Origin of the sequence: Mesorhizobium sp. M0016, from assembly GCF_040324035.1 — a bacterium.
Classification (GTDB): Bacteria; Pseudomonadota; Alphaproteobacteria; order Rhizobiales; family Rhizobiaceae; genus Mesorhizobium.
This window is the reverse complement of the sequence record NZ_JAMYVM010000003.1, coordinates 213282-230288: the sequence shown is the minus strand read 5'-3', so window position 1 is coordinate 230288 and position 17007 is coordinate 213282. Positions and strand designations below refer to the sequence as shown.

Here is a 17007-nt window from a genome sequence, read left to right as displayed (position 1 = left end):
CACAGTAGGACTAAGGGGGAGGCATTGCCTCCCCCTTCCTTTATCGGAGGCACCCCATGATCAACATCTATGACGGCAACAACTATTTCCGGATCATGCTTGAGACCGACGTCACCGGTCTCGCACCCCGGACAGTGCTCGACAAGTTTCTCGACGCCAAGGAACCGACCATCTGGGTCTGGGACGGTGCCAAGGGCAACGCCAAGCGCCGTGAGGTCTATCCCGAATACAAGCGGAACCGCAGCCCGCTGAAGAAGGACATCTACGCCGGCTTCGAGACCGTGCAGGAAGTCCTCAATTACACCCCAGTCATTCAAGTGAAGGTCCCAGGATATGAAGCCGACGATGTTATCGCTGCCCTCGCTCGCAATTATGGCCGACGCAAAGAACAGGTCGCCGTCTACTCCACGGACGCGGACTTCCTCCAACTCTCGGCTGAGTTCCCCGATCACGTATTCTCCGGCGCCAGGCCCAAGGCCGACGTGCCGTCCAAGCTCGTCCGCCTTTACAAGACGTGCGTTGGTGATCCTTCTGACAACATTCCTGGCATCGGTGGATTTGGTGATGTCACCTGGAGGAACGCCGACAAGGCTCAGCTTCAAGCCCTTGTGGACGCTTGTGTCGCCGAGACCGAACTCCCTGAGATCGACCTCCCCAAGCGGTGCCATACCTGGCTCGCGGAGAATAGAGTTCTGGTCAAACATTTTTGGGAGATCGTCGGGTTTATTCCAGTCGATCTTGCGGTGATCTCCGACCACATGACCGTCGGCAAGCGCAACTACGAAGCGGCCGATACCTACCTGAAGCAGTGGTTCCTGTGATGACCATCATCCATGTGAACCGCCAACACATCGGCATGAATGCCAAGGACGGTGGCAACCGCCCCGTCTACACCATCAAGACCGACGACGGCCGAACGCTCTATGGCCGCGAGGTCCAGATCAATGGTCCCTCCAAGCTTGTCTACAGCGGTGACCAGCTCCGCTGCGGCGCCCGTGCCTGGATCGAGACCAGCTCCGATTTCACCGTTATCGACCCCATGACCTTTCAGGAGGCAAGATGCGCTACGTCCTAGAATACGTGCGGGCTCACCCGCAGCAGAAGCCGTACTTCTTCAGCCGCCACAACGGGCGGGCGATGTGGTCCGATAGCACGGCTGATGTGCCCCGCTACTGGACCAGGATTGGTGCCGAGGAGGCGCTGCGAATTCTGCCCAAGGCTGACAAGCAGCACCTGAAGGTTAGCCATGTGGGGATTTTTGGATGACCGTTAAGACCCAGCTCATCGACGCCAGCAATTTCGAGCAGCATGCGTTCAACCTGATCGCCAAGATCAAGGCCGCAACGTTTGTCGGGCTCGACACCGAAACCCAGGACAGCAACCGGCACGAGGGGCTGAACACCTACTGCAAATACAATCCGAAGACCGGCAAGAAGGCGGCGACCACCAAACTGGTGTTCGACATCCGACGCACGATCATGACGGGCTTCTCGATCTGGGTCGAGGGCGACGACACCGCCTACTACATCAACCTCAACCACGCCGACATCGAAAACCGCATCCCTTGGTCCAAGGCCAAGATGCTGCTCGATGCCCTGCCGGCCGAGAGTTTATGGATCGCTCACAACGCCAACTACGAGTTGACGGTGTTCAAGGCCTGCTACGATTATGACATCCCGAATTACATCTGCTCGATGCAGCTGGCGGTGTCGGCCTTCGGTGCGGACGAGTACGACCTCAACGATTTCATCCGCGCCGGCCAGGGCGAGATCAGGAAGCTGATCCCCGCTCTGTTGCAGGAGTCGCGGTTCTACGATCCGGCGAAGGGCAACGATCTGCCGCCGGCCTTGGCGGACGTGGTCTACAAGATCATCGGCAAGGCCTCTACCTCGACGTTCTCCTACAACGGGTTCGTCAAGGAAATCGCCTACAGCTACGGCCTGAAGAAGCTGGTCAAGGCTTTCTTCGACCACAAGATGACGACCTTCGAAGAGGTGCTCGGCGAGAAAGCCCACATGGGCGAGCTGACCGGCCCTGAGGTGTGCGACTACGGTGCCGACGACGCCTACTGGGCCGTTCGCTTGTTCCGTCACCTGATGACCTACATGGCGAAGAACTCGCCCGATGCCATCCCGACGTTCTTCTCCCAAGAGAACCCGATGGTCCAGAAGTTCTCCAACATCTGGACCGGAGGCATGGTGGTCAACACGACCAACGTCTTCGCCCGCCGCGACCTGGAGCGGTCGACCATGGCCGACATCCTTCGCCGGATGAAGGCCACTGTCCGAAAGATGCTACCTTTTTCGGACACGCCGAGCGCCGTGCTGCGGGAGGAGAAGTGGTATCAGCCGAAGTACCGCGAGCAGATCATCGAGTGGGCGGCGATGCCCGACAGCGACGACGACTTCACCCAGTGCCAGCAGGTTCGCGGGCCGGTGTCGAACGCCTGGGCAATCGACAAGGGGAAGCCGGGCAGCAATGGCCCGAACTTCTCGCACTACATGCCGATGCGGGTTCTGCTCTACGACCTGATCAACACCAAGGCGATCCGGTCTGAGGGGAAGATCCAGTCCGACGGTGAGGCTCGCGGCAAGCTGAAAGAGCGGTTGGGTGACCGACCGGATGCCGTCGCTATCATCGACGCCATCAACGAGATCGCCGGCGTCGAGCAGCGCATGAAGCTCTACCTGACGCCCTACACCCAGCTGATGGACCCTGAGACCGGCAAGATGTACCCGGTGGTCTCGTCGATGCTGGCAACCCGCCGCATGGCCGGCTCTGTGCCGAACGTCATGCAGCTCGCCAAGCGAGGAGAGTCCACCTATGTCCGAGGTTTCTTCGAAGCCGACTACGACGACCACGTCCTCGTCTCTATTGATTGGTCTGGCATTGAGCTTGTGGAGATTGGGGACTTTTCTGCTGACCCGGAATTCATCAAGGCCTTCGGACAAATCCCCCACCAAGACCTTCACGCCGGTGCAGCCGCCGACATCTTGTCGGTGGACGTTCCAGGTCTCACTGAGGATATCTTCAAGAGCCTGAGAGACTTCAAGCAGGCCCAGGACTTCCTCGACCACTACGGCAGTGACCTGGCCAACACCAACCGCCTGTTCACCGACCTGAAGGGTCAGGACCTGGACATCGGCAAGACCTACAAATACTGGCGCACGGAAGTCGGGAAGGGTGCCAACTTCAACTATTGGTACTCCGGCTTCCTGGGCACCATCGGCGAGCGGATGGGCTGGTCGACGGAGAAGACCGGCAAGGCGACCGAGCGCTACCGCGAGCGGTTCCATGTTGCCGAGCGTTGGCGGACTGACCTGATCGCAGAGGTGCAGCAGAACGGGTTTATCACCCTGCCTGACGGCCACCGCCGCGTCCGGTTCGAGGCAACCCACCTGTGGAACGACTACTTTTGCAGCAAGTTCCAGTATCCGGTCGACCGGGACGATGACCAGCTGTCGAAGTTCAACTCGATCATCTCGTGGATCGCCCGCAAAATTCAGAAGCGGGCACACAACCAGGCCGTCAACGCCTACATTCAGGGCTCCTGCGCCACCATCGCCAAGCGATCGATCATCAGGATCGACGACTGGAAGGGCCAGCAGGGTTGGAAGGACCGCGAGGCTCGCTTCCTCATGCCCATCCACGATGAGCTGCTCTACTCGGTCCACAAGGACATCGTTCCGGAGTTCGTGAACGGTGCCCGCAAGATCATGATCACCCACCCCGACATGTTCAAGCACTGCATGCTCGACGCCAGCCCATCCGTGGGTCTGACCTTCGAGCCTTGGAACAAGAAGAATGCATTGATTGGACAGGTCGAACTCTACGAGCTGCCCGACATCGGATGCGGCCCGGTCAACGGAAGAGCAAATGACGACCAGATGCGTGGTGTCGTCGACTACCTCTTCGATCAAAGGAAACTAGCAGCATGACAAACGTTGAAATCACTACCGAAGTCTGGCGCGAATACCGCTACGCCAATGGCGACACCTATCGGATCGAGAACCCTCGCAGCCTCTGGTTCAAGACCGATGATCGCGGAGACAGTCACCGCGTCCTCGATGCCGAGGGCGTGACGCACTACCCGCGCCGAGGCTGGGTGGCCATCACCTGGTCCGCTCCCTCCGAGCCGGTGTCGTTCTAGCCATGATGGACCTGATCAACGCAGCATTCCAACTCTCAGGGGGCCTATTCGTGGCCCTTTCTATTGCCGACATCTGGAAGAAGAAGGCGGTCGCCGGCCACACGCTGACCACCACCGGCTTCTTCCTCTCCTGGGGCTTCTGGAACCTCTACTACTTCCCGGCTCTCGGGCAGTGGTGGAGCACCGTCGGCGCCTACGGCATGTGCGCCGCCAACGTGGTGCTCACTGGCTTCATCATCAAATACCGAAAGGCATCAGCATGAGCCCTCCTGAACCCGAACACCTGACGAACAACATGACGGCTCCTCCTGAGCCTCCCCACTCCACCCGGCAGCAGCGCCGCCGGCAACTGGCCATGTTCAGGGCATCGAAGAAGTTCGACGCCGCCGAGCTGGCCTACCTGAAAAGAGCCATGAAAGGCCTACACGCATGACAATTATTTCTGATCAAATCTACAAGCGCGACAGCGTCGGCAACGTCCGGGTCTGGTTCTACGAGGTGGTCGGCGACGGCTACCGCACCACGTCCGGATTGCAGGACGGGATGAAGACCACCACGGCCATGACCATCTGCACTCCCAAGAGCCAGGCCACTGCTCACGAGCAGGCCTTGTTCGAGGCCAACGCAGACATGACCAAGAAGCTGGAGCGGGACTATCACCGCGACATCGCCGACATCGACACCCCGTTGATGTTCAAGCCGATGCTGGCGCAGCCGTACGAGACGGTGAGCTTCCCTTGCTTCGCTCAGCCCAAGCTCGATGGCGTCCGCTGCATCGCAACGGCCAAGGGTTTGTTCTCGCGACAGGGCAAGCGCTTCCTCGGCGTACCTCACATCGAAGAGGCCCTGGCTGAGGTCTTCGCTCTGAACCCCGGCCTGATCTTCGACGGCGAGCTTTACAACCACGACCTGAAGGACGACTTCAACCAGATCGTGTCGGCCGTGAAGAAGCAGAAGCCGACGGCCGAGCAGATCGCCGCGTCGGCCGAGCTGGTCGAATACCACGTCTACGATCTGCCCTCGATCCAGGGTAACACCGCAACCCGGCAGGCAGCTCTGCGGACAATATTTGCCAGCGAGCGTGAGCCTGTCTTGCAATCCATCTTCACCGGGCTGGCTTCGGGAAGCCCGATCAAGCTGGTCGACACCAGGGCGGCGGTCGATCAGGCCCACCTCGACGGCCTGTACCTGAACTGGATCGAGGCCGGCTACGAAGGCCAGATGGTTCGCCTCAATGGTCCCTACGAGAACAAGCGCTCGAAGAACCTCCTGAAGCGGAAGGAATTCCAGGATGAGGAGTTCGAAATCTCGATGATCGGCGAGGGCCTGGGCAATTGGGCGGGCTATGCGAAGTTCGTCGAGTTCATGCTCCCTGGCGACAAGCGCACGGAGAGCGGCGAACGACCGAAGGCTGGCATCAAAGGAACCCAGGCGTTTGCCAAGGACCTCCTTGCTCGCAAGGACAGCCTGGTCGGCAAGTCGGTGAAGGTGAAGTTCTTCAACTACACGCCGGCTGGAATTCCGCGGTTCCCCGTCGCCATCGATTTTGACCGGGTGGACTGAGATGTGGCCCGCAATCTGGTTCATGCTTGAAGCCGAGAAACAACAGCGGCGGTCTGGTCCGCCGCCGGAGCTACCGCCCGTGTGGGTCGCCTACGCCTTCCTGGTGATCAGCCTCTGCTTCTCTGGGGCGGTGTTCGGCACAGCCCTAGGTCTCTTCTGATGGCCTTCGGCGCCCGCCAGGAAGATGGCAAATGGCGTCTCTGTCTCCGCAAGGGGCGAACCATCACGAAGATGTCCTTCACCGATGGTTCGCCTCCTCAGGAGATACAGTTCAAGTCCCAGGTCAAAGCCAAGGCCTGTGCTGACGCCCTCAACGAAACCTACTGGAAAGAATACGACCGCTGGTACTCGAAGGGACAACCATTCCCTTCGGCCCAGGCCATGGTCAACCTCATATCGGAGCACATCATATGAACCAGCACGTCACCGTCCCTCTCGTCTTCAATTCCAACGCCGCCGCAGACGTTCTCCAGCGCCGCGTCTCCCAATTCCTGATCGACTGCTTCCCGGAAGACCCTGATGTTCGCGGTAAGGTCCGTGTCTATCGCTTCCTGGAGGAAGCCTTGGAGCTGGCTCAGGCTATGGAAGTGACCCGCTGGCAGGCCTTCAAGCTGCTCTGGTACGTCTTCCGCCGGCCAGTCGGCGACGTGACCCAGGAGCTGGGTGGCGTCGTGTTCACACTCGTAGGCGTGGCCAACGCTCTGGGCACCAACATCATCAAGGAGGGCCACGCGTCAGTCGACGAAGCCTATGGTCGGATCGAGAAGATCAGGGCCAAGAGCAAAACGAAGCCGAAGGCCTGGTGATGTTTGACAACTTCAGACTGAAGCGCAAGCTCAAGGACTCTCTCGTCATCCAGTTCAACTGCGACGGCTGCATGGCAAGCGATCACAACTTCAAGTGGATCGGTACCGTCACCGGCTTCGAGATGACCCGGTTCGCCGGCGAAGCCGCCCAGGTCAAGATCATCAAACGCGACAACGCCGGCGACTGGCGTGACGGAAACCAGGGGTACGAGATCGTGGTCCTGGGAGAAGTTCAGGAACTGGCCCCAGGCCTCTACGGAGTATTCAAATGAGCATCATCACAGCCAGGAACAAGCTCGAAGAGCTGGCCAATCGCGTTCCAATCGAGTTCGGCGTCGAAATCCTGACCATCGTCCAGGAGGAAATGTATCGAGCGCCGTGCGTCCGCCGGGCACCGGCGGCGTCGGCCAAGATGTCCGAGGCGCTGGCCAAGAAGATCAAGTGGTACGCTGAGTGCAACCCTGACCTCCGGTACCAGGACATCGGTCAGGTTTTCAACGTCAGCGTCGGTCGTGTATCGGAGAGCCTAGCCCAATGACCATTTCTGCCAAGATCATCGCCGACTCGATCCCCAACGCCGGCAAGCGCATCACCACCATGCAGCTCCGATACCCACGGTTCGTGCATGCCGAGTTCATGACCCATCGGGTGTTCAGCCGGAACGCCTCTTCCTCGCGAGCGATCCCCGTCGAGCGCCTGATCCAGGACATCATCGACGACACGGCCATGCCGATCCACTGGGGCAAGAACCAGCCGGGTATGCAGGCCGACGAGGAGCACGACGCTCCGGTCTACGTATCCGTTGTTGACGGGATGGTGTCGGCTCGCGACCATGACGAGGCTTGGAACAAGGCTCGTGACAAAGCTATCGAGTTCGCTCGTGCTTTCGACGAGGCCGGCTACCACAAGCAGATCGTGAACCGGCTGCTCGAACCGTTCAGCCATATCAACGTGGTGGTCACCGCCACCGAGTGGTCGAACTTCTTCGGCCTCCGGCGCCACAGTGGTGCTCAGCCGGAAATCCGGGAGCTGGCCGACTGCATGATTGAAGCCATGCTGGGGTCGAAGCCGGTGAAGCTCGGCCCTGGCCAGTGGCACGTTCCCTACGTCGCTGACAACGACAAGGAAATCTGGGACTATGGCATCGCCAACAACCTCGATCTCAAGACACTGGCGATCAAGCTCTCAGTCGCTCGATGTGCTCGGGTCTCGTACCTGACCCACGACGGCAAGAAGCCTGACATCGCCAGCGACCTGGCTCTCTATGATCGTCTGGTCGGCTCCGAACCACTCCACGCCTCGCCGGCTGAGCATCAGGCCACGCCTGATGCCTTCAATCCGTACAACGAGGTGTGGCAGGAACCGCATCTCCATGGCAACTTCGTCGGCTGGGTTCAGTATCGCAAGACCCTGCCGAATGAGAACATCTAATAGACTAACGCCTAACAACTCTCGAACACTACCGGTGCCGCTCACACATATCGAGCATGGCGAAAAAGAACACCGGCAAAGCTTCTGAACAAACGTTCGAGGAAATCCACGACACTCTAGGCAAGCGGGCATACTACTGCCGACTTGTCGACGCAGCTGAAGTGAGGGGGCGGACAGGACGAATGGGTCATGTCCGCCCCCAGCCGAGCGACTACATCCTTGTGGTCGACGGCAAGACCTCCTTCGCGGAGGTTAAATCAACCCAGGAAAAAACCTCGTTTCCTTTTGGTCTTCTTCGCACCAAGCAGTCCGCTGCCGCGAAGATGATCCTTGCGGCCGGCGGTTCCTACTTCGTCTACCTGCACGATCTCACCCGGAACATTTGGTACCGGGTCCCGTACGACCTCATTCAAATCGTCAAGGATCACGGGAAGTCTTCCATCCCGTGGGCTGACCTAAAGGAATTCAAATGGAACCTGGCAATTATTGCGACGTGATGGTGGACATCGAGACCGGTGGTACTCGACCCGACCATGCTCCTATCCTCCAGATCGCCGCCGTGAAGTTCAACCTCGCGGAGAAGACGGTCGACACCACATCGATGTTCGACCGCTGCCTGCTAATCCCACCGGGCCGCTATTGGGACGAGGGAACCCGCTCATGGTGGGGCGAGCAGAAGCGCTCGATCCTCCAGGACATCTACTCCCGGATGGAAGACCCCCGCACCGTGATGCAGGCGTTCGCTGACTGGGCCGGCTACTCGCCGATCCAACCGCTCCGCTTCTGGGCGAAGCCTACCAGCTTCGACTTCTCGTTCATCGCCTCGTACTTCACCGACTTCGAGATCATGAACCCGTTCCACTTCCGCTTCGCCACCGACATGAACTCCTACATCCGAGGCATGGCCGGCGACAGCAGCCTACCGACGTTCAAGACCGAGTTCGTCGGCGATGCCCACAACGCGATCTACGACACGATCAACCAGATCGATGCCGTGTTCAAGGCGACCGAGCACTTCCGACCAACCCCGGTTTTGGAGCATGCATCATGATCAAATTTGCCGCAGCCGTAGCATTTATCCTCCTCGTGACCGTATGCCACTCGGCGTACGCCTGCATGCCGCTCCTGCCGTACGAGCTGAAGATGCGGGACGCCGTCGAGAAGCGGGTCTTCGTGGCGCAGTCGACCATGGGGAACCCGCAGGCCCAGGAGCTGGCCGACAAGCTGACCAGCTTCACCAGCAATCCGGACCTCGTTGGCGTCGAGCGGATCGACGTGTGGTTCGACCAGAAGGACGACTCCGTCCTTGTGTTCCCGCTCCAGCGTCTCACCCCCGACGACGATCTGGTCAGCTGCCAGATGTTCGGCATGCAGGTTCGCGATTTCAAGAAAGCCCTCGTGGGCAAAGGTCAGGATGCATGATCATCAAACACAACGATCTCACAATCGAAACATTGGGCGACCCACACTTGGGTCGCTCTTTTGTTCATGGGGTACCTCTTCACCGTCGCGGTGACCGTGAGGCCAGGGTCTGGGCTGACTTCAGGGACAGCCTCGCCAACACCGAGGCCGACGTCCATGTCAACATGGGCGACCTGTTCGACAAGGCCTACGTCTCCTACGACGTGATCATGAAAGCTGCCCAGGCCTACATCGAGGCGGCGACCAACAACCCCGACTGCTCGTTCGTCATCCTGAAGGGGAACCATGATTGGGTCCGCGATCTGGATCGGCATTCGGCCTTCGACATGTTCGCCGCCATCGTCGAGCACATGCAGAACATCTTCATCGTCACTACCCGGTGGGTGTTCGGGGACGAGCTGGCGTTCTTCGCCTGGCACCCGACCATCCTAGCGGCCGACATGGTTTCGAAATCGAACCACACAGACGCAACCATCGCTTTCGGCCACTGGGATGTTGAGAGCTTCGGCGGCGCCGGCGAGAACCTGATCCCGACCAAGCAGCTGGCCGCTGCCGGCTTCCAGATCGCGGTTACCGGTCACATCCACAAGAAGGATGACTTCGAACGGGATGGTATCTTCGTCCAGGTCAATGGCTCGATGCAGCCCTATGCCCATGGCGAGGAAAGCAACGACGATCTCTACGTCACGCTGACCAAGGCTGAGCTGACCGGCGGGTTGCACGACAAGTGCGTCCGCGTCGTCCTGGAGCCAGGTGAAATCCTCGACGAGGAAATCGACTGTCTCTCGCTGACGATCAAGCGCCTCGACGGTGCCGACGAGGAGATGCCCACCGTGGTCCTCGGCGACTTCGATATGGAGAAGCTCTTCCGCACTGCTTTCGCGGAGGTCAATCCTGAGATCACCGAAACACTCCTGCAACAGTTCAACATGAAGAGGCTGGCCGATGGCTCTTAATCCACTCACGCGAACTGCTGAAGAGTACGTCGAAGCCATGTCGGAATGGCTGACCTGCAAGAAGCTCACCAACTTCGAGACGGCGCTGATCTCGATCCTTCGGGATGCCGCCGCGAAGAGCATCGGCGAGTTCGACGAGGCCCGCGCCCACATGATGCGGAACTATGCCCTCGTCATCTGGAACTGCGTCTCCAAAGGCCGGGCCGAAGGCCTCTGCAAAGAATGGAAAAAGCATGCTGAAGTCGCTTAGTTACTCGGTCACCTTTCCCACCACGGGGAGGACATTGGCCGAGACCGTAGAGTTCCAGGATGGCTTCGGCGCCATCACCGGCCCGAACGAGGCCGGCAAGTCGTTCATCATCGAGATGATCCGCTGGCTGTTCTTCGGCACCGCCGCCCTGCGGGGCACGGTCCCGGACTACAAGAAGCTCAATGGTGAGCTGACGTTCACGATCCGCGATGTTGAGTATCGCGTGTGGCGGACGATCACCAACGCCAAGCTCTTCCGAGGCACGGATCAGATCGCTGTCGGCACCAAGCCGGTCAACGCGAAGATCGTCGAGCTGCTGACCTTCGGCATGGACGTGTTCGATATCGCTTGCGTGGCCAACCAGGGCGACCTGGAGAAGCTGGGAGCGATGCGACCGACCGAGCGCAAGCGCATGGTCGATAGCGTTATAGGCCTCGGCGTGATCGAGGACTTGGCGAAGTCGGCCGGTGACGAGGCGCTGGCGTTCTCTCGTAGGGCGGAAGATCTGAAGACGACCCTGCATGAGCCCGTGGAGCCGGTCGAGCCGGAAGGCTATCGGCCAGCTGCCGACATCCAGGCCGACATGGTCTCGATCCGGACCCTGAAGACCGAGTACGACCAGCTACAAGGCTGGCTGTCGGTTGAGCGGGCACCGCCGGTTCGTCCCGTCAGCAAGATCGACATGCCGCTCTCGGCCATCCAGTCGCTGCTCGACAGCCAGAACGAGGCCAAGGCTCAGCAGCGGGCCTTGTCGATCCAGCTCAATGCTCTGCCGGCGATGTCGCCGTACTCGGACAAAGAGCTGGACAAGTTCGAGGGGCAGCTCGCCGCCTATGACAAGTGGCAGGAGCTGGTCCGCTTCAGGGCTCAATATCCGACGCCGGCCTACACCCGAGACCAGCTGGCCCGATACACCGCTCAGTGTGTCGGCTACAGCACCTACCTCGACTATCGCGCCGACCAGGAGCAGATCGCCCACCTGGAAAGCCATGGTCAACACGAGTGCCCCTCATGTGAACACAAGTGGCCGGTGGCTGCGGCTGACATCCAAAAGCTGCGGGACAAACGGTGGCCTGAGTTCATTGAAGAGGACTCTTATCCGGCTCCTCTCAACGAGCCTCAGATCGAAGCCGAGTTGGTGAAGATCAGGCACTTCGAAAGCGGTGTCAGTCCAGAGGTGGTTCCCGAGGCCAGCAAGCCTCTCCTGACGGGGCCACAGATCGATGGTCATCGCAGGGCCAACGCTGCCGCCGCCCAGCGGGAAACGCTCACAAGCACCCTCGCTGGTTACACCAAGCGCCTTGCGGACATGCCAGACTTCCAGGCCATGCTCGCCGAGGCCAATGCCCATCAGTCCAAAATGGTCCAGTTCGAGAACGACACAATTGGGTTCGAGAGCTGGAAGACCGAGAGAGCTGCCAAGCTGGTGCGGTCAGTGATGTTGGAGGCCTCGGTCATCCAGCTGCCGGCTCTCCAGGACGCATACCATCTCGCGATGAACTACGAGATCGCGAAGGAAAACTATGACGAGCTTGCCGAGCGTTACCGGCAGGCGCTGGAGAGCATCGCCTACTTCGCGGGGCTGTCCAGTGAGTGGAAGAAGGCGAAGGAGGCCCTGACCACTCTCCGCACGATGGTGAAGCAGCATCTGGTGCCGTCCCTCAACCGAGTGGCGAGCCACCTGATCAAGCAGATGACCGGCGGTCAACGTCAGGTCATCGAGGTCGACGACGAGTTCAATGTCTCGGTCGACGGGCAGTCAATCTCTACCCTCTCAGGGTCGGGAAAAGCTGTCGCCAATCTGGCTCTGAGACTAGGCCTCGGCCAGGTCCTGACGAACAATGTCTTCAGCCTCTTCATGGCCGATGAGATCGATGCGTCTATGGACAAGGACAGGGCCGAGAATACTGCGAATACCCTACAGACACTCAAATCTCGCATCTCGCAAATACTGCTCGTGACTCACAAATATCCCCAAGCAGACTATTACGTCAACTTGGGTGAAAATAATGAATGTGAACAGCCGTGAAGAGCAGCTAATCAATGAGGAACTCAAGAAGACGGACGGCAACATCTCTCGTGTCGCCCGTGTTCTTGGCCTCGACTACTTCTACCTCCAACAGAAATACGGCAAGCCGTCCTACACTCCATTCCGGCCGGCCGTCGGTCCAGAGCCCCTGGACATCCGCACACTAGGGCGTCCGTCTTACGAACCCTACGTGATCGCAGTGAAGAAGGCCGGTTGCCGCTGGCCGGATAAGTTCGATGCCATCATCGCCGATGCTCGGAAGAAGTTCGACGCTGGAACCCACGAAATGTTCCAGACCCCCAACGATGGTTGGGTCGTCCAGTACCTGATCCCTCGCGCCTCGCGAGCGGTGTCACGAACCTTCTTCTCAACCATGGTGCCGATGCTATGAAACACTTCATCTTTGATTGTGACGACGTTCTGCTCGACTGGACCGGCGGCTTCCGCGATTTCCTCGTGAGCATCGGGCATACGCCCACCGAGCCAAGACCAGGGGATTGGTCCATGGGCCAGTGGATTGGCATCGACGAGGCGGCATGTTTCCGCCTGATCGAGACCTTCAACTCCTCCCCAGCCTTTGGTCAGCTTAAGCCATACGACGACGCTCTCGCGATGGTCAATCAGCTGAAGGACGAAGGGCACACCTTGACGGTCCTCACCAGCTGCTCGGACGATCCAGACATCGTCAACCGCCGCGCCAAGAACCTTCATGACTGCTTCGGCGATGCCTTCCCCCGTTTGATCTGCCTGCCTCTTGGCCAGTCCAAGTCCCAGTGGCTTGAGGTTCTGCGCCCCGGCATCTGGATCGAGGACAACTACAAGAACGCGCTCATCGGTCAGACCGCTGGTCACAAGACGTTCATCCTGAGACGCGCTCACAACAGGAAGCACGAGATCGAAGGTGTGGATGATTTTGTCATCTGGATCGACACGCTTGCGGAGGTGCTCTGATGGCCATGCTTCGCTACAACGCCGGCAAGCCGCCGATCACATTGGTTCCGACCATCTTCATCAAGACCATCGGGTTCGGGAGAACCCGACTGGTCGAGGATGTCGCTCGCGTCCTGGACTTCGGCCAGAAGAAATACTCGGCCAACAATTGGCGCAAGGGTGGGTCCTGGAACACGGTCATGGATTGTGCCTTCCGGCACATGAACAAGATCGCTCGTGGTGAGACCCACGACGACGAGAGCGGGCTGCATCACTACGCCCACGTCGGTTGCAACATCGCGTTCCAGATGGAGTTCTTCGAACAGGCCAGCGGCATCGACGACCGCTATGTCCTGCCGAAGATGTGGGACATGGACGAGAACCGTCCGGGCAATCCGTTCGACGACATCTACGACCACCTCCTGCGGTGGAAGGACGGCGACGGCTTCAGCCTGAACGAAGCCACCGATCTCCTGGCGCAGCACTACGAAGAGCTGAACCCCGGCATCGTGCCTGGGTCGTCGCCGAACGCTCACATCCAGCTGCCGCTCATCGCCACTTTCGTTTCGGACCTTGGTCCTCATATGGAAGAGGCGCTCCGAGCAACGATGCCGCCCCTCGAAACTCTCAGGAACACCACGCTATGACCATGAAGCAGTATCTCATCTCGTCCGCCCGCACCGCTGCCGGCACTGTCTTCACCGGGCTGGTGCCATGGTCGGTCCTCGTTGCCATTGTGGAGGCTCGCATCGATGCCTCTCACATGGTCGACGGTGCCAAGAAGGCGCTGTTCTATGGGAAGAGCAAGCCCATCTTCCACGATCTCGTGACTGACATCATGAAGGACGACGGCGCCATCCTCGAATACCCGGAGGGCATCGAGCCCGACGTGATCCACGCCGCTCTTGGCGTGGATAGCGAGGCTTCGGAGTTGATGGAAGTGCTCGCCAGGTATCTCTACACCGGCGTGATCGACCGTGAGAAGTTCATGGATGAAGCCGGCGACCTCCAGTGGTATCTCGCGATGCTCTATCGCAAACTCGGCACTTCCTTCGAGGAGGTTGGTGAACGCAACATCGCCAAACTGATGGTCCGCTATCCCGACAAGTTCGACGCGGAGCTGGCCACCACTCATCGAAACGACGCCGCTGAAAGGGTCGTCTTCCAATAGACCTAGAGACGCCAGCACTCACATCCGAAACCAGACTTCTTACCTCAGTCTTTCCCCGAAAGACTGAGGTAATTTTTTATGTCCAGAGACTATGAACCCGGCATGGGTAAAGCCGTCGCCGACCGTACAATCAACCGCCCCGGCGAACGCTGGCCCGACGTAGCCCACAGAGTTGCCCTCGGCAATTCTCTCCTTGACCAGAAGGTCAACGACTATCCGGCCCTCTCCCATCACCTTCTTCAAGCATCCACTCTCATGTCAGGTCGGCACCTTCAGCACGGCGACGTAGGCCAGCCAGGTCGGCCAATGGAGGTCTTCTCCAACTGCTCTACGGCCATGCTGCGCTTTCTCAACTTCAAGCTCCTGCTGTCGGGCTCCGGGGTCGGCGGCTCCTACGATGACGACCTGATGGTTGTCGACTGGACCAAGCAGCCGAACGTGGTCCCTGTCCTCGATCCCAGCCACTCTGACGTGGTCAGCGGGCGCGTGAAGGGCTTCCTCAGCCTTCGTGACGCCAAGCATCTGTACGAGGGCCGCGACATCGTCGTGTTCCATGTGCCCGACAGCCGTGAAGGCTGGGCCAAGGCCATCGAGCAGATCGAGAAGATGGCCTACCAGCAGCTGACGAACCACGTCCTCATCCTGGACTTCACCGCCGTGCGGGGCTTCGGCTCGCCGATCAAGGGGATGCAGAACCGGCCGGCCTCAGGGCCGGGGCCGCTCATGGACGCCATTGTGAACGTGTCGCGCCTCAGGGGCACCGACATGGCCCGGTGGAAGGCGGCGATGTATGCCGACCACTTCCAGGCCGAATGCGTCCTGGTGGGCGGCGCTCGCCGGGCAGCTCGTATCGCCACCAAGTTCTGGCGTGACGCGACCATCTTCGACTTCATCGATCTGAAGCGTCCGCTAGAGTTTCGGGGCAAGACCCGTGAAGAGGTCGAAGCCATGCGGTCGACTGGGTTCTTCCAGTCCCACCTCTGGTCCTCCAACAACTCCGTGGCCGTCGACCAGGACTTCTGGAACGCGCTGGAGAACCACCCGAAGTCGTCAAAGGCCGACCGGCTCCACGCACGAGCGGTTTGGGATGCCGTCATGGCAGCTCAGCACGGCGACGGCACCGGCGAGCCGGGCTTCCTGAACGTTCACAAGCTCACGATGAACGACACCGACATCGAGCAGTACCGTTCGCGGGCGTTCGCCGGCTCGAAGCTCTACCAGCCTGATGACGTGACTCTCCAACTCATGCAGGAGCTGACCGAGCGTGTGCTCGCCCACAGCTACCACTACATCGTCAACCCATGCGGTGAGATCGTCCTGTTCATGCTCGGAGCCTTCTGCGTGATCGCCGATGTGGTGCCGTTCCATGCTAGCAGTGACGACGATGCCGAGGACGCCTTCCGGGTGGCAACCCGCGCCCTGATGCGGGTGAACCTCATGGACTCGATCTACAATCTGGAAGTGGCCCGCACCAACCGCATTGGCGTCGGCCTGACCGGGTTGCACGAGTGGATGTGGACCAGGTTCGGTCTCGGCTTCCGCGAGGCAGTGGCTTTCCCGATGTCAGAGAAGGCCGCGGAATTTTGGAACATGCTGAAGCGGTTCGGCGATGCCGTCGATGACGAGGCAGAAGCCTACGCTCTCGTCTTGGGCGTGGTCGTGCCTCACACCAACAAGACCGCCAAGCCGGCTGGCACCACCAGCAAGCTGTTCGGTCTTACCGAGGGCGTCCACCTTCCTGCGCTCCGGCAGTACCTCCGCTGGGTCCAGTTCCGCAACGACGACCCGCTGGTGGCCGAGTATGCCTCCAAGGGTTATCCGATCCGGCAGCTGGAAACCTACGCCGGCACGACCATCGTTGGCTTCCCGACGGCGCCGGTCATCACGACGCTCGGCATGGGCGACAAGCTGGTCACCGCTGCGGAGGCAACGCCGGCCGAACAGTTCCGCTGGATCAGGCTGCTGGAAAAATATTGGCTCGGCGACACCCGAGGCAACCAGATCAGCTACACGCTGAAGTACGATCCGACCGTGGTGTCCTTCTCGCAGTTCGAGAAGGTGATGCGGGCCAACGTACCGACGGTCAGAGCCGTGTCGGTGCTGCCGCAGATCAACTCGCTGAGCTATGAGTACACGCCAGAGGAAGAGATTTCGGCTGAGCGGTTCGCGGAGATCGTCGCGGGCATCGAAGCGATGGTGGAAGACGTGGATCAGGTCCACGTTGACTGCGAAGCGGGCGCATGCCCCATAGACTTCAACAAATAGGAAATAAGTCTCCCCCGTAGAAGGCCGTACAGAG

24 protein-coding genes are annotated in these 17007 nt (G+C 59.8%); all 24 read left to right on the top strand.

Features of this window, described 5'->3' with window-relative positions; all coding sequences use genetic code 11:
- The first annotated feature begins 56 nt into the window (after positions 1–56).
- Positions 57–821 carry a hypothetical protein gene (locus tag NKJ88_RS06265; RefSeq protein ID WP_352443790.1) on the top strand — a complete coding sequence of 255 codons (765 nt, stop codon included), beginning with the start codon at positions 57–59 and terminating at the stop codon, positions 819–821.
- Positions 821–1075: a hypothetical protein gene (locus tag NKJ88_RS06260; protein ID WP_352443789.1), complete on the top strand. Its 255-nt coding sequence runs from the start codon at positions 821–823 to the stop codon at positions 1073–1075. The genes NKJ88_RS06265 and NKJ88_RS06260 overlap by 1 nt, the downstream gene beginning before the upstream one ends.
- Positions 1060–1266, top strand: a complete 207-nt coding sequence (locus NKJ88_RS06255) for a hypothetical protein (protein ID WP_352443788.1) — start codon at positions 1060–1062, stop codon at positions 1264–1266. Before NKJ88_RS06260 ends, NKJ88_RS06255 begins: the two co-directional genes overlap by 16 nt.
- Complete coding sequence (locus NKJ88_RS06250; RefSeq protein ID WP_352443787.1) at positions 1263–3938, top strand: DNA polymerase; 2676 nt, start codon at positions 1263–1265, stop codon at positions 3936–3938. The genes NKJ88_RS06255 and NKJ88_RS06250 overlap by 4 nt, the downstream gene beginning before the upstream one ends.
- A complete protein-coding gene (locus tag NKJ88_RS06245; RefSeq protein ID WP_352443786.1) occupies positions 3935–4150 on the top strand; it encodes a hypothetical protein in 216 nt (71 codons plus the stop codon). The genes NKJ88_RS06250 and NKJ88_RS06245 overlap by 4 nt, the downstream gene beginning before the upstream one ends.
- A gap of 50 nt (positions 4151–4200) precedes the next feature.
- Positions 4201–4413: a hypothetical protein gene (locus tag NKJ88_RS06240; protein ID WP_352443785.1), complete on the top strand. Its 213-nt coding sequence runs from the start codon at positions 4201–4203 to the stop codon at positions 4411–4413.
- The gene (locus NKJ88_RS06235; RefSeq protein ID WP_352443784.1) at positions 4410–4583 is read left to right on the top strand and encodes a hypothetical protein; all 174 of its coding nucleotides are present in this window, start codon (positions 4410–4412) and stop codon (positions 4581–4583) included. The genes NKJ88_RS06240 and NKJ88_RS06235 overlap by 4 nt, the downstream gene beginning before the upstream one ends.
- Positions 4580–5713, top strand: coding sequence for an ATP-dependent DNA ligase (locus NKJ88_RS06230; RefSeq protein WP_352443783.1), 1134 nt, complete (start codon positions 4580–4582; stop codon positions 5711–5713). The genes NKJ88_RS06235 and NKJ88_RS06230 overlap by 4 nt, the downstream gene beginning before the upstream one ends.
- A gap of 159 nt (positions 5714–5872) precedes the next feature.
- Positions 5873–6127 carry a hypothetical protein gene (locus NKJ88_RS06225; RefSeq protein WP_352443782.1) on the top strand — a complete coding sequence of 85 codons (255 nt, stop codon included), beginning with the start codon at positions 5873–5875 and terminating at the stop codon, positions 6125–6127.
- Entirely contained in the window at positions 6124–6519 is a 396-nt protein-coding gene (locus tag NKJ88_RS06220; RefSeq protein WP_352443781.1) for a hypothetical protein, read from the top strand. Before NKJ88_RS06225 ends, NKJ88_RS06220 begins: the two co-directional genes overlap by 4 nt.
- The gene (locus tag NKJ88_RS06215) at positions 6519–6791 is read left to right on the top strand and encodes a hypothetical protein (protein WP_352443780.1); all 273 of its coding nucleotides are present in this window, start codon (positions 6519–6521) and stop codon (positions 6789–6791) included. The genes NKJ88_RS06220 and NKJ88_RS06215 overlap by 1 nt, the downstream gene beginning before the upstream one ends.
- Positions 6788–7057 carry a hypothetical protein gene (locus NKJ88_RS06210; RefSeq protein WP_352443779.1) on the top strand — a complete coding sequence of 90 codons (270 nt, stop codon included), beginning with the start codon at positions 6788–6790 and terminating at the stop codon, positions 7055–7057. Before NKJ88_RS06215 ends, NKJ88_RS06210 begins: the two co-directional genes overlap by 4 nt.
- A complete protein-coding gene (locus tag NKJ88_RS06205) occupies positions 7054–7950 on the top strand; it encodes an FAD-dependent thymidylate synthase (protein ID WP_352443778.1) in 897 nt (298 codons plus the stop codon). Before NKJ88_RS06210 ends, NKJ88_RS06205 begins: the two co-directional genes overlap by 4 nt.
- A gap of 56 nt (positions 7951–8006) precedes the next feature.
- Complete coding sequence (locus NKJ88_RS06200; RefSeq protein ID WP_352443777.1) at positions 8007–8447, top strand: Holliday junction resolvase RecU; 441 nt, start codon at positions 8007–8009, stop codon at positions 8445–8447.
- Positions 8420–9001 (top strand): 3'-5' exoribonuclease domain-containing protein, encoded by a 582-nt coding sequence (locus tag NKJ88_RS06195; RefSeq protein ID WP_352443776.1) that lies wholly within the window; start codon positions 8420–8422, stop codon positions 8999–9001. Before NKJ88_RS06200 ends, NKJ88_RS06195 begins: the two co-directional genes overlap by 28 nt.
- Positions 8998–9372, top strand: a complete 375-nt coding sequence (locus tag NKJ88_RS06190; RefSeq protein WP_352443775.1) for a hypothetical protein — start codon at positions 8998–9000, stop codon at positions 9370–9372. The genes NKJ88_RS06195 and NKJ88_RS06190 overlap by 4 nt, the downstream gene beginning before the upstream one ends.
- A complete protein-coding gene (locus NKJ88_RS06185; RefSeq protein ID WP_352443774.1) occupies positions 9369–10328 on the top strand; it encodes a metallophosphoesterase in 960 nt (319 codons plus the stop codon). The genes NKJ88_RS06190 and NKJ88_RS06185 overlap by 4 nt, the downstream gene beginning before the upstream one ends.
- On the top strand, positions 10318–10578 hold the full coding sequence (locus tag NKJ88_RS06180; protein WP_352443773.1) for a hypothetical protein: 261 nt from the start codon (positions 10318–10320) through the stop codon (positions 10576–10578). Before NKJ88_RS06185 ends, NKJ88_RS06180 begins: the two co-directional genes overlap by 11 nt.
- Positions 10562–12607: an AAA family ATPase gene (locus NKJ88_RS06175; protein WP_352443772.1), complete on the top strand. Its 2046-nt coding sequence runs from the start codon at positions 10562–10564 to the stop codon at positions 12605–12607. The genes NKJ88_RS06180 and NKJ88_RS06175 overlap by 17 nt, the downstream gene beginning before the upstream one ends.
- Positions 12588–12998 carry a helix-turn-helix domain-containing protein gene (locus tag NKJ88_RS06170; protein ID WP_352443771.1) on the top strand — a complete coding sequence of 137 codons (411 nt, stop codon included), beginning with the start codon at positions 12588–12590 and terminating at the stop codon, positions 12996–12998. The genes NKJ88_RS06175 and NKJ88_RS06170 overlap by 20 nt, the downstream gene beginning before the upstream one ends.
- Positions 12995–13558: a hypothetical protein gene (locus tag NKJ88_RS06165; RefSeq protein WP_352443770.1), complete on the top strand. Its 564-nt coding sequence runs from the start codon at positions 12995–12997 to the stop codon at positions 13556–13558. The genes NKJ88_RS06170 and NKJ88_RS06165 overlap by 4 nt, the downstream gene beginning before the upstream one ends.
- On the top strand, positions 13558–14184 hold the full coding sequence (locus tag NKJ88_RS06160; protein ID WP_352443769.1) for a dATP/dGTP diphosphohydrolase domain-containing protein: 627 nt from the start codon (positions 13558–13560) through the stop codon (positions 14182–14184). The genes NKJ88_RS06165 and NKJ88_RS06160 overlap by 1 nt, the downstream gene beginning before the upstream one ends.
- Positions 14181–14708: a nucleoside triphosphate pyrophosphohydrolase family protein gene (locus tag NKJ88_RS06155; RefSeq protein WP_352443768.1), complete on the top strand. Its 528-nt coding sequence runs from the start codon at positions 14181–14183 to the stop codon at positions 14706–14708. Before NKJ88_RS06160 ends, NKJ88_RS06155 begins: the two co-directional genes overlap by 4 nt.
- Positions 14709–14810: 102 nt before the next feature.
- Complete coding sequence (locus NKJ88_RS06150) at positions 14811–16973, top strand: ribonucleoside-diphosphate reductase (protein ID WP_352443767.1); 2163 nt, start codon at positions 14811–14813, stop codon at positions 16971–16973.
- Positions 16974–17007 lie beyond the last annotated feature (34 nt).

Coding starts and splice junctions, on each gene's coding strand:
- NKJ88_RS06200 (WP_352443777.1), top strand. CDS start 8,007: ATGGCGAAAAAGAACACCGGCAAAGCTTCTGAACAAACGTTCGAGGAA.
- NKJ88_RS06175 (WP_352443772.1), top strand. CDS start 10,562: ATGCTGAAGTCGCTTAGTTACTCGGTCACCTTTCCCACCACGGGGAGG.
- NKJ88_RS06230 (WP_352443783.1), top strand. CDS start 4,580: ATGACAATTATTTCTGATCAAATCTACAAGCGCGACAGCGTCGGCAAC.
- NKJ88_RS06180 (WP_352443773.1), top strand. CDS start 10,318: ATGGCTCTTAATCCACTCACGCGAACTGCTGAAGAGTACGTCGAAGCC.
- NKJ88_RS06190 (WP_352443775.1), top strand. CDS start 8,998: ATGATCAAATTTGCCGCAGCCGTAGCATTTATCCTCCTCGTGACCGTA.
- NKJ88_RS06165 (WP_352443770.1), top strand. CDS start 12,995: ATGAAACACTTCATCTTTGATTGTGACGACGTTCTGCTCGACTGGACC.
- NKJ88_RS06255 (WP_352443788.1), top strand. CDS start 1,060: ATGCGCTACGTCCTAGAATACGTGCGGGCTCACCCGCAGCAGAAGCCG.
- NKJ88_RS06170 (WP_352443771.1), top strand. CDS start 12,588: ATGAATGTGAACAGCCGTGAAGAGCAGCTAATCAATGAGGAACTCAAG.
- NKJ88_RS06235 (WP_352443784.1), top strand. CDS start 4,410: ATGAGCCCTCCTGAACCCGAACACCTGACGAACAACATGACGGCTCCT.
- NKJ88_RS06245 (WP_352443786.1), top strand. CDS start 3,935: ATGACAAACGTTGAAATCACTACCGAAGTCTGGCGCGAATACCGCTAC.
- NKJ88_RS06250 (WP_352443787.1), top strand. CDS start 1,263: ATGACCGTTAAGACCCAGCTCATCGACGCCAGCAATTTCGAGCAGCAT.
- NKJ88_RS06210 (WP_352443779.1), top strand. CDS start 6,788: ATGAGCATCATCACAGCCAGGAACAAGCTCGAAGAGCTGGCCAATCGC.
- NKJ88_RS06160 (WP_352443769.1), top strand. CDS start 13,558: ATGGCCATGCTTCGCTACAACGCCGGCAAGCCGCCGATCACATTGGTT.
- NKJ88_RS06265 (WP_352443790.1), top strand. CDS start 57: ATGATCAACATCTATGACGGCAACAACTATTTCCGGATCATGCTTGAG.
- NKJ88_RS06215 (WP_352443780.1), top strand. CDS start 6,519: ATGTTTGACAACTTCAGACTGAAGCGCAAGCTCAAGGACTCTCTCGTC.
- NKJ88_RS06195 (WP_352443776.1), top strand. CDS start 8,420: ATGGAACCTGGCAATTATTGCGACGTGATGGTGGACATCGAGACCGGT.
- NKJ88_RS06150 (WP_352443767.1), top strand. CDS start 14,811: ATGGGTAAAGCCGTCGCCGACCGTACAATCAACCGCCCCGGCGAACGC.
- NKJ88_RS06260 (WP_352443789.1), top strand. CDS start 821: ATGACCATCATCCATGTGAACCGCCAACACATCGGCATGAATGCCAAG.
- NKJ88_RS06205 (WP_352443778.1), top strand. CDS start 7,054: ATGACCATTTCTGCCAAGATCATCGCCGACTCGATCCCCAACGCCGGC.
- NKJ88_RS06220 (WP_352443781.1), top strand. CDS start 6,124: ATGAACCAGCACGTCACCGTCCCTCTCGTCTTCAATTCCAACGCCGCC.
- NKJ88_RS06225 (WP_352443782.1), top strand. CDS start 5,873: ATGGCCTTCGGCGCCCGCCAGGAAGATGGCAAATGGCGTCTCTGTCTC.
- NKJ88_RS06185 (WP_352443774.1), top strand. CDS start 9,369: ATGATCATCAAACACAACGATCTCACAATCGAAACATTGGGCGACCCA.
- NKJ88_RS06155 (WP_352443768.1), top strand. CDS start 14,181: ATGACCATGAAGCAGTATCTCATCTCGTCCGCCCGCACCGCTGCCGGC.